The organism is Serratia sp. X3, assembly GCF_014982455.1.
In the GTDB taxonomy this organism is placed as follows: domain Bacteria; phylum Pseudomonadota; class Gammaproteobacteria; order Enterobacterales; family Enterobacteriaceae; genus Serratia; species Serratia ureilytica.
Genome location: NZ_JADCNB010000006.1, coordinates 117188 through 129001 on the forward strand (window position 1 = coordinate 117188; position 11814 = coordinate 129001).

11 protein-coding genes are annotated in these 11814 nt (G+C 53.3%); 1 reads left to right on the top strand and 10 read right to left on the bottom strand.

The window, feature by feature from the left end; all coding sequences use genetic code 11:
* Positions 1–108: 108 nt before the first annotated feature.
* On the bottom strand, positions 109–1761 hold the full coding sequence (locus tag IMX17_RS20250; protein WP_182265326.1) for a multidrug ABC transporter permease/ATP-binding protein: 1653 nt from the start codon (positions 1759–1761) through the stop codon (positions 109–111).
* Between the two features lie 376 nt (positions 1762–2137).
* On the opposite strand from IMX17_RS20250, the gene IMX17_RS20255 reads away from it, so the two are divergent.
* Positions 2138–2689: a tyrosine-type DNA invertase gene (locus tag IMX17_RS20255; protein WP_046899029.1), complete on the top strand. Its 552-nt coding sequence runs from the start codon at positions 2138–2140 to the stop codon at positions 2687–2689.
* A 220-nt stretch (positions 2690–2909) separates the two neighbouring features.
* On the opposite strand, the gene IMX17_RS20260 is transcribed toward IMX17_RS20255, so the two are convergent.
* The 9 genes from IMX17_RS20260 to IMX17_RS20300 form a co-directional block, all read right to left on the bottom strand.
* The gene (locus tag IMX17_RS20260; protein WP_193550165.1) at positions 2910–3593 is read right to left on the bottom strand and encodes a response regulator transcription factor; all 684 of its coding nucleotides are present in this window, start codon (positions 3591–3593) and stop codon (positions 2910–2912) included.
* A 45-nt stretch (positions 3594–3638) separates the two neighbouring features.
* Positions 3639–4334 carry a response regulator transcription factor gene (locus tag IMX17_RS20265; RefSeq protein WP_046899027.1) on the bottom strand — a complete coding sequence of 232 codons (696 nt, stop codon included), beginning with the start codon at positions 4332–4334 and terminating at the stop codon, positions 3639–3641.
* 59 nt (positions 4335–4393) lie between these two features.
* Entirely contained in the window at positions 4394–4921 is a 528-nt protein-coding gene (locus tag IMX17_RS20270; protein ID WP_227414648.1) for a fimbrial protein, read from the bottom strand.
* Positions 4922–4982: 61 nt separating this feature from the next.
* On the bottom strand, positions 4983–6041 hold the full coding sequence (locus IMX17_RS20275) for a fimbrial protein (protein ID WP_227414649.1): 1059 nt from the start codon (positions 6039–6041) through the stop codon (positions 4983–4985).
* Positions 6042–6048: 7 nt separating this feature from the next.
* A complete protein-coding gene (locus IMX17_RS20280) occupies positions 6049–8598 on the bottom strand; it encodes a fimbria/pilus outer membrane usher protein (protein ID WP_193550166.1) in 2550 nt (849 codons plus the stop codon).
* A 106-nt stretch (positions 8599–8704) separates the two neighbouring features.
* Positions 8705–9382: a molecular chaperone gene (locus IMX17_RS20285; RefSeq protein ID WP_046899025.1), complete on the bottom strand. Its 678-nt coding sequence runs from the start codon at positions 9380–9382 to the stop codon at positions 8705–8707.
* An 87-nt stretch (positions 9383–9469) separates the two neighbouring features.
* A complete protein-coding gene (locus IMX17_RS20290) occupies positions 9470–9991 on the bottom strand; it encodes a fimbrial protein (RefSeq protein WP_046899024.1) in 522 nt (173 codons plus the stop codon).
* A gap of 480 nt (positions 9992–10471) precedes the next feature.
* The gene (locus IMX17_RS20295; RefSeq protein WP_044030581.1) at positions 10472–11020 is read right to left on the bottom strand and encodes a tyrosine-type DNA invertase; all 549 of its coding nucleotides are present in this window, start codon (positions 11018–11020) and stop codon (positions 10472–10474) included.
* A 543-nt stretch (positions 11021–11563) separates the two neighbouring features.
* On the bottom strand, positions 11564–11806 hold the full coding sequence (locus tag IMX17_RS20300) for an acyl carrier protein (protein ID WP_182265329.1): 243 nt from the start codon (positions 11804–11806) through the stop codon (positions 11564–11566).
* Between the last annotated feature and the right edge of the window lie 8 nt (positions 11807–11814).

Below are 11814 nucleotides of genomic sequence, written 5' to 3' on the forward strand. Positions count from 1 at the left end.
AATCGGCAGCAGACAGCATTGGATGAGGGAGAGAAAATGAAGCGACGCACTGAAATAATGCGGGGGCGAAGCGCCGGCCCGTTTTGGTCTGGCACGGGCCGACGTAAGTTAACCGATTCTGCTGACGGAATCCCGGCTGGCGTGTTCACGCTCGCTGCCGGTCAACTCGCGTAAATGGCCTGAGCGCATCTCCAGCAACCGATCGGCGTGTTCGAAATAGTGATCGTCATGGCTGATGGCGAACACCGTTTTGCCCAACGCGCGCAGCGCCGGCAACAGTTCGCGATAGAAAATGCGCCGGAACTGCGGATCCTGATCGGCGGCCCATTCATCCAACAGCAAAATATCGCGTTGTTCCGCCACCGCCAGCAACAGGGCCAGACGTTTGCGCTGCCCCTGCGACAGTTGCGGGTTGGTCACTCTGGCGCCGTCGAACTGCAATTTGCTTTTCATATTCAACCGTTCAAGCCAATGCGTGACCAGCGCTGCATCAGGTTCGCCGCCTTCCGGTCCTTGTAAACGATCGAACTGATGAAAATCGGTGAAAATCGCTGAAAACAGCCGGCGATAGTCCGGCATATCCGCCGCGGTCTGTGCGACGCCATCCAGAACGATGTGCCCGCTTACCGGCCGATACAACCCGGTCAACAGCATCGCCAGCGTTGACTTGCCACTGCCGTTGCCGCCGATAAGAAACACCAGCTCACCGCGCCGCAGCGTCAGATTGAGCGGCCCGACGGTAAAACCGGGCTGTTGTTCCGCATCTGCATAGTGAAAAACCACGTCGCGCAGCTCCAGCGTCTGCCAGGAACGGCCAACGGCGGCTGGAAACCCCGGCTGATACTCGGCCAAACGCAGCGCTTTCAGCTTGTTGAAGGCCACTTCGGCGCCGACCAGCGTCGGAAACGCCCCCACGGCCTGCAGTAAGGGCGTGCGCAAGAACAGCAGCGTCAGCGAGTAGGTCGCGGCCACCGTCGAGTCCGCCCATCCCAAACTGTTGGCCATAAAGAACACCAGCCCGATCGCCCCCAACATCATGATGTTTGACCAGTTGAGCGCACTCAAATGGAAGGTATCGGCGCGAATGATATGGTAGCGATAGGCTTGCGCGTCGGGCTGATAGGCCTGCTCGTATAACGCCTGAGCCCGTTTGCGGTTCAACGTCAGTTCCTTACGGCCATCAATCACCGATTCATAACGATGATAGAGACGCTCTTCTGACTCGCGCAAACTGGCCATATGGCGATAAACCCGTGACACCAGGCAACCGCTGCCCACCACGGTCACCGCCACCCAAACCGCCGTGACCGCCAGCATTTTCGGCGATAGCCACCCCAGGTAGGCCGCTGCCCCCAGGGTCAAAATCACCCCTTGCACCAATTCGGGCAAGCGCACGAAGGCGATGGTGATATTGCGGATGTCACTGGACAGACTGGCCAGCAATGAGGCGCTGCCTAACTGTTCGAGGCGCTCGATCTCGGTATCCAGAATGCGCTTCACCAGTTGCCCACGCAGCCGATAGACGAAGTAATGGCCCAATGTGGTCAGCGCCAGCTGTGAACCCAGCGTGACCGCTATCAACAATGCCAGCAGGGCGAGAAACATCGGCAACACGGCCAATGGGTTGCCGCTGACGTCCATCAGATATTGATTGATAAAAGCAATGATACCGATGCCTAAACCGGCGCTGGCCATGGTCAATGCCATAACCGCCAGAAATGGCCAACGATACTGCCGATAAACCACCCGTAGCAGTTCCATGAAAAAACCTCTGAAGTCGCGATCTGGCAGGCATTGTAAGCGGCGCGAGAATGAGATCAAGACGAATTCTCATCACAGCTTATCAAGCACCGATATGAGAGAGAGGATATCTCATGGCTGTCTGACGGATGGAAACTCTCCATGGGGCTCTTACAGAGATGCTAAATATTCGCTAATTAAATAGCCTCATGAAAAAAATTAAATAATCATACAAAAAACAATATATATTCACTTGAAAAATGAAAAAATAGAAAAGATAAAAAAACCATCTATTAACAAATGAAATTATTTATTTCCTTTGCTGCCAATTATGCTCCAATGCTTTAATAAAACTTCATGATAGAAATCACCAACATCAAAGATGCAGGAAAGAAAAATGAAAAAAAGGAAATTTCTCAGTCAGGTTGAAATTGAGCAACTGATTGCCGCCGTGCATGAGGGGAAAAATAGCATTCGAGATCGTTGTCTACTATTAATGTGCTTTATTCACGGTTTGCGGGTTAGCGAACTGCGTGCTTTGCGCCTGGAGGATATTGATCTTACCTCTAATCGGATCCATATATCCCGACTGAAAAACGGGTTTTCCGTTCAGCATCCGATCCAACCGCGAGAACGGCAGGCGCTGTTACATTGGTTGACCCAGCGGACGAGCTATCCTGATGCAGAGGCTCCATGGTTATTCCTGTCGCGCCACGGCGGACAAATCTCACGTCAGCAGCTGTATCGATTAATGAGAATGTATGGCGAAATGGCCGGTATTAGCGTTCAGGTTCATCCTCACATGCTACGACACTCCTGCGGCTACGCGCTTGCAGATAACGGGGTCGATACGCGCTTGATTCAGGATTATTTAGGGCACAAAAATATCCAGAATACGGTGATCTACACCGCAACCAATGTAGAGCGATTCCGCACGATCAGCATTTAATTTTACGATGTAAATAACGATGCAGGCACTCATCTTCTTTTAACGTGCGCATCGAGTACGGTAAAAAATATCGGATGGGAAAATGCAGCCCGGCACGCCAACAACGCTCTAATTCAGCACTATTCCAACGCCGAGCTGCTTTCATCCACCCGCCCAGGGGAACACTTGTTTGATTATTTTTCAACGCCCAGGCTACCGGTTTATACCCTGTCATTAACGATTAAGTCCCCTTTGACCACTTCCCGCCAAATTGTCGCGTAATATTGCCGTGCAATGAAAACAGTTCACTGTCATTCTTCACCTGCAGTTTGCGCATGGCACTGCATTTATGCGCGCTGATCGTCTTGATGCTGCGGCGTTGCAATTCGGCGATTTGCCGCAGGCTCATGCCGTTGAACAAAAAGGCCAACACATCAGTCTCGCAGCGAGTCAGCTTTCGGGTGAACACCTCATCTCCGCTAACCGAGGGTGCCAGAAAAGTCCCTATCTGTGGGCTCAACACTCGCTCCCCAAGCAAGACCCGATTAAAAAACTCCGCCACCAGCGGCAAAGCGTCATCCCTGGCGACGATGCTGACATTGGGCTGAGACAACAATCGCCCCAACTCTTCTGCATTACGGCAACGGGTATAGGCAATCACCCGTAATTCGGGCAGTTGCGTACACAGGGCCAGCAACGTTTCCCTGCCCTTAGCGGGCGTCTCATCTTCACCGTCCAGTTCGGTAATCAGCACGTCGGCCTGCTGATAGACCACGCTATCCACCACCGCACGTACGCTGGTTTCCTTTACGACGACTTTTACCTGGGTTGGCAGCGTTTTTAAAAAACTGGCCAACCCTTCCAGCGTCAATGGACATCTGTCCATTAATGCTATGTTCAGCGGTTGCTGACGCCATAAATGCATAATCTGCTCCTATGCTTGCTTGCCCGCGAGACCTCGTGCGCTTGCCTAGCGAACCAAGGATGAACCTTGCGCAGCCATCCATTTCCCCTGAAGATACAGTTCCCCATCGCTGTGAAACCCCAGCTTCAACATCGCATTGCGTTTATGGGTGCTGACGGTGCGGATATCACGGCACATGGTCAGCGCCACATTGGTCACGCTCTTACCGGAAAACAGTTGGGTCAACACATCCAGTTCCTTCGCCGTCAGCGGTTTATCGGCGCCAGCCTCATGCAATTGACGTTGGCGTACCCGGTGGCTGAAGCTGCAACTGCCTGTCAGGACTTGCTGAACACAGTGGGTCAATGCAATAGCCGGTTCCTGCTTCAGCATCAGGCCGCGAATACCGGAAGCGATGAGCTGCCGCAACAACCTCGGTTCATCCAATGCCGTACAAATGACAATCGCGGTGTCCGGCGAGTTTTCCCGCACCTCGGCGATCAGCTTGAATCCCTCCAATACCGACTCTGATTGTCCACACAGCTCCATCACCAATAAACGATGCGGATGCTCAGTCAATAAGGCTCTCAGTTCCACCAGATTCGCCACCTGCCGAATGTTGCCAGGTTGGAGACCGCAGGATTCAATCAGCCGGTTTCTCATCCCCAGAGCCGTCATGGCGCAGGGTTCCATGACAGCCACGGCACCCGCCGCTTCATTGCCCGCCGCCAAGGTCATTCCATCGGGATAATTGATTTTCATATCATCACCTTAACTCTGTCGTTAGCCTTCCGCCCACGCTGGCCCTTTTGTCCCATTGCCTACTGATAGACAAAAGTGACCTGCAGAGCGCCGTCTATTGAACCAGGCGTCGATCCGCCATGGGTGCTGTATGCCCGCGCCCGCAAATTGAATTTGGCTTCATGCGTCGCCTGGTTAACTGACTGGGTCATGTTCTTGCCATTACCCAGGTTTGCTCCCTGGTTGTCTTGCAATTCAATTTGTACCCGACGAGAACTGCCGGTGCTTTTGTATAAGCTGGTGCTTTCCTCAGCGACGGTCCCGCTGAAGGTCGCGACAACCGACGTGGTGGTGCTCGGGCAGTTTTTTAACGTCAGGGGGAACTCCACCCAAGGGCTGAAGGCGCCGGAGGTCGCCAGCGTGGCGGCGGAAATATCGTCCCCCAGATTGACCGTAACGCTAGCGTTCGCACTGTCGATTTCGCAGGGAGCAGCTTTAATGTTGCCGGAAATCACTATTTTCGATACCGCTTGTGCCGTCGGGATCGTCAAAATCAACATGCTGCTCAGCACCAGGTTGCAGCCAAAACGATTAAACATTTTCACCATAATCTGTTCCTTCTCGTTAAACGCAGGGGCCCGCCCACCCCACTGCCGTTGAAATATCCGTTTATTGGATTTCTGCCTGAATGGTCGCCGTGGCATTGAACTTGCCCATCGCAGGCGCCTTCCCGGTGGTATTGATGGGATAGACGCTGATCCCGGTTCGCCCTGACTGACTCGGGTATTGAAAATCGACCGGCAACCGGCCGTTTTGCGGTGCAATCGGGTTGCCAAACAGATCCTTTATCATCACCCCGATGCTGTCGTTGCTGGTCTTCAGCGCCTCGGGCATGTTGCCGTCGGCTTCGCCGCGAAATGACAGGCTGACTTTGACGCCATTGGAAATGTTGCTACAAGCCAGCGTCAGCGTTTTCTCATGCGGGGTGAAGCGGGACGGCATCGCCCCTTTGGTTTGAAAGTCCGTGGTCAGGATATCGCCGAAATCCACCGTCACCGTCTGAGGGCTGATTTCGCAGCTTTGCGGCACGGTGACGGTGCCGCTCATTGAGACGGTAGACACCGCCACATCACTGCTCACACCGCTCACGACCGAGACATAAGTTTCCACCAGTTTGGTGCTGGGTATCGTCGTCACCCCCACGAAAGGACGGCGGAAATAGAGATGGATTCGCCCTTTAGCGCCGCTGTTATAAGGTGTACTGGCGCAGGACTCATCATCGCCATCCATATCGGTCTTTTTATTCGACTCATTCTCAAACGGTGCGGCGATATACTCTTCGCGGTAGCCCGCCACGTACACTTCACTGGCGACGCCCAGATATTCATTCAGCGCGTAATAGGTTAGTCCCCCCTCACTGAATACCTGGTCACTCAGCAGTACTTTGGCGGTTACGTAAGACGCCGTACGATACTGGCATTCACACTCAACCAGATAGGAGCCGGCCAGATTCCATTTACCGCCGTCGGCGTTCTTGATAATTCGCCCCGCCATGTTTTGAGACGGATCAACCAATTTCGGCGAGAAAACAAATGAGAATCCTTTAGTGCCGGATTTCGGCTTGCATTGCCCAAAAACGGCCTGCGCTTGCTGAGCGTACAGCATCATACTCAGCAGCAATCCCCCGGCGCTGACCACACGTTTAATAGATATTCCCTTAACCATCATATGCACCTTATAGACACTGCCCTTTCACGAGGCGTATACCGCCGCTCTCAGGCTGATTAGCCAATTGATAGTTAGCCTGACATTGCTGAGCGGCATCATTGCCCCACTTAACCAGCAGCCGGCCACTCTCCGCCATGCCGGCCAAATAAACCTGCCCACCATCGCCGACAATGCTGCCCTTATCGGAAGGGCTGTTGAGATCGCTGACGGTGGCGCCGAAGGGCACCGGATCACCGCTACGCGTCAGCAACGTCAGCAACACTCGGGCTCCGACATCTGGATTGAAGCTGGCGCGCACTACGGCGCCGCGAGTTGGAATCACCGTTTGGCTGCTTAGCGTCATGTCGACATCCTCGGCGAAAGACTCACCGTCCAGCCCGACGATATTGCGCCGGTAAGGCGTCAGGTAAGGCACCACCGCATAACCGCGCCAGTCGGTGCTGACCCCGGTCTGGTTCAGGACATCGATCCCTGCGGCGCCAGGTGCCTGCACCAACGCCACCGTATCGCCCAGCGGCTGCGACAACGTGACGCCGTTTTGGTGCACCAGCACGCCGCCCTGCACGCCGTAGTTCACCTGCCGGCGATGGCGCTCGTAGCCATAGCCCAGGTTCCACTCGGCGAGGGCGCCTTTATAATCCGCCTGAATATTCCCGTTCGCCCCCACGCCCCTGCCGGTATAACCTTGGCTGATGCTGTAGTTCAGGTTGTCGCCCGGCAGAGCAGTACCGCTCAACCCAAGGTTGTTGCTGGTGGCGCCATTGCGGCTGGCGTTCATGCCGTAGGTGGCGTAGCTGCCCGGCAGCCATTTGCTGAGCGGCACGCTGACGTTGAAGGCAACGATGTGATCGCGGATATTGCTGTGGTTGCCGTTGCTGTCGTAACCATTTTGGCTGAAGGTATAATTCAGCCCATAACTGATGGCTTCCCAGCTGTTGTTGTAGCTGAGGCTGACCGACTGCGAGCGGCGATTGTCATTCCAGTAATCCTCGTTAAACAGGCTGAGCGACAGCGTTCCGCCCAGATCCCACAGGCTCTGGCTCATCGTCAACTCGGCTCGGCTCTTTTTGCGGTCGTTATAGACAGCACTGTTGCCACCGTAACTCTCCAGCGCCTCTTGCAGGTTATAAAAACCGCGCGTGGAATAGCGGTAGCTGGCCAAGCTGAAGTTAGTGCCGGTTTCAATGAAGTTTTTGCCGTAACGCAGGCGCCATGATTGCCCTTGCTCTTTCGGCCGAGTTTCCTGCTTGGTCCATGCCTGAGTGACATCTGCGGACAGCGCCCCCACCGCCCCCATGTTCTGCCCCCACCCCAGCGCCAGAGACTGGTACTTACTGGCCGCCTGCACGCCGCCATACAGGGTAGCTCCCCACGGCAAACCGTAGATGCCGGTGGCCTGGCTGAACGGACGTTCATCAACGCCGCCGCTGTATGAACGGTATTTCCCGCTGGTCAGGCTGTATTTGAAACGCCCTTCGCGCTGAAGCACCGGCACCACAGCATAAGGCACCACGAAATGTTGCTCCTGCCCGTCAGCCTCGCGCACGCTGACGTTCAGATCGCCGCTGCCGCCCGTGGGGTACAGATCGGTAATTTCAAACGCACCCGGCGGTACATAGCTTTGATAAATCACGTAGCCGTTTTGCCGGATCACGATTTGCGCGTTAGTGCGCGCAATCCCGCGCACCACCGGCGAGTAGCCCTTCATGCTGTCCGGCAGAATGTCATCTTCAGAAGCCAATTGCCCGCCGCGGAACTGTACGCTGTCGAACACCTCGCTGGTCGTTGTGCTGTCCCCCAGCGTCAGGCGGCTTTGCAACGCAACAATATCGCGCTGCAGATAGGTATTGATTGAACGCCAGGATGAAGCACCGCCGGTGTAGTGATTCCAGATGGAATAGTTACGCAAACGCCAGGCGCCCCAGTTAATGCCCGAGCGCAAATTGAGGTAATAGTTATTGTTGTTCTGCCGCTGCGTGTCGCGCATCTGACTATTGGCGCCGCTGAAGTTGTAATTGACCAATAACGCGGGTATGCCGGAATCCCATTTATCCGGGGAGACATAATCGCGTGCATTCAAGCGCAATGCCGCCTGAGGAATGCTTAGGTTCAGTCTCAACTGATTGAACTGGAATACTGCAGAGGCCTGTGGAATGGCCTGCGCCAGGTTGACGCAGCTATCCCCAGGCACCATCGCTGGGAACATAGCCACCCTCACGCCTAGCTCAGCCCATTTTTCCGTGCTGAAACAAGGCTGCAGCGTTTGCTTACCATCGGCTCTCGGCATCAGCTGGAACTCGACGTCAAGGCTGTCGATCTGTTCTCCGTTCAAGTAAAGATCGACCCGATAGCGCCCGGGCGCCTGGCTGCTGTTCTCTTCAAATACGGAGAGGTCGGCGCCACGCAGCGCCGGATTATCAATCTCCAGCAGCGCCGGGTTAAAGTAATCGCGCGCATGCGCTGCACCGATTGGATAAAGCAGTGCCACCTGGCAAGACATCAAACCGGCCAGAATCGATCGGCTCCCTGGTAAACCAATGCAATTCGGGTTATTCATCCTTTTAACTCCCTGTCCCGATTGGCTTAGCCCGTCGAAAGCTCAGGTAAGCCGAACGCCGGCCCCGGCGTACTCCGGAGCCCAAAAAACACGCATCGCTGCCCGGCTATAACGTGCCAGTAAAAGTCTGGCCGGTTCCGCCATAGTCGTTGATGATTTGCCAGCTCAGGCTGCCGCCCCCAGCGTGCGCCGTCGGCAACGGAAAACTGGCGGTAGCTTGCGGCGCGACCATGGTGTTGCCGGTAATGGCGCTGCCGTTCAGCTTCAAATTAAAAAAAGTGAGGTAATAGGGAGAAGGATTGGTCACCTGCAGCCGGTCGCCGCTGCGCCGCCATGTCACTTTACCGGCCGCCTCTTCCGGATTGCCAACCAGCCCCTGGGGACGATAAATCAACTTGATGCGGGTCTTGATCGCAATTTGCAGCGTGTTCTCTTTCTTTTCCACCGAAGGGATTGCCTTCACATTCAGCCAATACAGCGATTCTCTGTCCGTCGGCAAATTGCCGCCCGCACGCACCACGCGCAACAGGTTATTTTGGCCGCCGTCCAAACGAAACAACGGCGGCGTGATGATAAAAGGCGCTTTAACGCTGTCGCCCTCTTGCCCATCGACCCAAGATTGGATCAGATAAGGCACCGCATCCGGATTATTGATATTCAGTGCAGACTCTTTTTTGCCGCCATCGTAAATCAGACGTGTCCCACCCACGATCACGCCGGCCTGTACCGGAGTCCAAAGCGCCATCAATAACGCTGCCGCCAGCGCAAAATATCCCGCTTTCATTTTGTTACCTTCCCCGATGGATAAAGAGCCAGAGGCGCAGCCTCTGGCCCAGTTTTCTAACGCTTACGCCAGAATGACGACGTGAATTTACTGATAAACGATGGTGAAGTTGGCGGTGGCGTTCGCGCTACCGACAGAGACTGTGTCGTAAGCGAAGTAGCGCGCCACAAAGCCCAGAACGTTGTCTTTGTTCTCTGCCAACGTATACACGCGGGAATCGTTGCCGATGTTGAGTACGTTGCTGCCGTCATCCAGCAGCTGTACGCCAATGCCGCCTGCCACTCCAGCGGTGCCGGCGCCGGTCAGTTGCAGAAGCCCGGACTGCCCCTGCACCTGCGTGCCGTCAAAGCGTACGGTCGCCCCGGTGACGGTGGCCGGGCAGTTTTTCAGCACCAGGTTGAATGCTTTGGCACCGGCAGTTTTAGACAGGGTGAACGCATCTTTAGCGATTTTGCCCAGAGCAACCTGCTTGTTCTGGGAATCCGGATCGACGGTGCAAGACTGATCGGTGATGGTACCGGTGATATTCAGCGCGCCGTCAGCGGCAAATACAGAGGTGGTAAATGCAGACGCGGTCAATACAGCTACAGCCAGCAGATTCTTTTTCATCCTACTTTCCTTAAAATTATGCAAAACATGCATGGTTTTATTTCCGACATATCCTTAATGTCATTCCTTTTATTTAGTTCCATGAATGTAAAGGGCCTTAGCCAGACTGATTAGTGGCTTCGGACTTATTCACCCAAACGATTCATTTTGAACTAAAGTGACTCCTTTGGCTTTTAAAACCAAAAAAAATATATTTAACAGAATTTAAAACCAACTTGATAACAAATGGACAATAAATCAGACTAAAAAACCAAGGTGTAAACTCAATGATTTAAATCTGCGGATCTTTGATTAGGATTTTGCTTAGATGAAGAGGTGGGGTTCGACAAGAAATAAAATCACAACACACTGTTTTTAAAGGCAATTAACCTTTGTTCGGGAAAGAGAGCATAGGAATATTGACATTGTTTTTACGCGTCCTTACAGTATGTTTCAGTTTAGTTCAAAGTGACTCCTTATCGTTATTAACTTAAATCACACTTACCAAATTTCCTTAAAGCGCTGTGCATTGCTGGCGGTATAAATCACCGTATTCTGAATATTTCTATGCCCGAGGTAATCCTGAATTAAACGGGTGTCGATACCGCGGTCCGCCAATGCAAATCCGCAGCCATGCCGCAGCATATGTGGATGAGCGTTGACCTCCAATTTGGCCACCTTGCTGTAATGGCGAATCAACCCGTAAATACGTTGGCGCGACAGACGGCCACCGCGGTTGGACAGGAATAACCACTCTTGATCGGCCCAGCGGTGCCGTTGACGCTTATCCAACCAACGCCGCAGACATTGCCTTTCGCGCAGATAAAGCGGATGCACCGTGGAAAAACCATTCTTCAAGCGATGAACATAAATGTTGCCGCCTTCCAGATCGATATCCGACAAACGCCATCCCCCTATTTCGCTGGCGCGGCACCCATGGATAAAACACATATAAATCAAGCAATAATCGCGTTCTGGATTCTTTCCCTGCAGCGTGACCTCAAGCAGTCTCTCCACTTCGGAAGGCGTCAGATGTTTACGATTAGACATACAACCTCTATTACTTTGATCGGAAAAATGTGGCTGTCATTTTCCTTTTACATCACCACAATGGACACTCAGGGTTTCCCCTGGCTATGGATAGGTTCCTGCATCCAGCGCGGAGTATAACGGATTTGCCAAACGCGAACAGTGCACAGGGATTATTCACCGCTTCAGCGCTCCCCTTGAGGACCCTCGTTAATGAAAACCGCAGCTCAACTGCCACTATCAGAAATAATAAGGATGGCATACTTCCTGATTCACTTTAGTTTGCGTTAATACTTCCATTTCACACATGCGCTGAAATTGGCAAACAAACCGACAAAACAAAGAAAAATCCTAATAAAATCGCGAGGCGTCATGGGTTTCGAAGCGTTATACGGCACGTAAAAAAACGAAATAAATCCGCCGACGCAAACGTAACTTAACCAAACAGATAAGTATTAATCTTTATGTGAATCGATAAGAGGAAAAATCAGGGCAGGAGGAAATAAAGTCACGATGGGGAATAGCCCAGGCCTGGCCGCAGCACACGGCCGCCTGGGGGGAGAATTATTGACTGGTCATAACGTGACACAGCTCACCAAGGGTCAGGTCAGGCCGTTCGATAAACATTTCCGCATTGAGCGTAATGCCGAACTCACGCCTAACCAGCAGCATCAACTCCATATAATCCAGGCTGTCCAACCCCAACTGTTGCAGCGGCATATCGGCCGACATCAGCGTTCTGTCCAATCCTTTGGCTTCATACAACAAGCCGCAAATCGCCTCATACAATCGATGATACTTTTCCATATGCCCTA

What these genes read in the sequence shown, in the direction of transcription:
- IMX17_RS20250 (WP_182265326.1), bottom strand. Translation starts at nt 1,761, where the DNA reads ATGGAACTGCTACGGGTGGTTTATCGGCAGTATCGTTGGCCATTTCTG.
- IMX17_RS20255 (WP_046899029.1), top strand. Translation starts at nt 2,138, where the DNA reads ATGAAAAAAAGGAAATTTCTCAGTCAGGTTGAAATTGAGCAACTGATT.
- IMX17_RS20260 (WP_193550165.1), bottom strand. Translation starts at nt 3,593, where the DNA reads ATGCATTTATGGCGTCAGCAACCGCTGAACATAGCATTAATGGACAGA.
- IMX17_RS20265 (WP_046899027.1), bottom strand. Translation starts at nt 4,334, where the DNA reads ATGAAAATCAATTATCCCGATGGAATGACCTTGGCGGCGGGCAATGAA.
- IMX17_RS20270 (WP_227414648.1), bottom strand. Translation starts at nt 4,921, where the DNA reads ATGGTGAAAATGTTTAATCGTTTTGGCTGCAACCTGGTGCTGAGCAGC.
- IMX17_RS20275 (WP_227414649.1), bottom strand. Translation starts at nt 6,041, where the DNA reads ATGATGGTTAAGGGAATATCTATTAAACGTGTGGTCAGCGCCGGGGGA.
- IMX17_RS20280 (WP_193550166.1), bottom strand. Translation starts at nt 8,598, where the DNA reads ATGAATAACCCGAATTGCATTGGTTTACCAGGGAGCCGATCGATTCTG.
- IMX17_RS20285 (WP_046899025.1), bottom strand. Translation starts at nt 9,382, where the DNA reads ATGAAAGCGGGATATTTTGCGCTGGCGGCAGCGTTATTGATGGCGCTT.
- IMX17_RS20290 (WP_046899024.1), bottom strand. Translation starts at nt 9,991, where the DNA reads ATGAAAAAGAATCTGCTGGCTGTAGCTGTATTGACCGCGTCTGCATTT.
- IMX17_RS20295 (WP_044030581.1), bottom strand. Translation starts at nt 11,020, where the DNA reads ATGTCTAATCGTAAACATCTGACGCCTTCCGAAGTGGAGAGACTGCTT.
- IMX17_RS20300 (WP_182265329.1), bottom strand. Translation starts at nt 11,806, where the DNA reads ATGGAAAAGTATCATCGATTGTATGAGGCGATTTGCGGCTTGTTGTAT.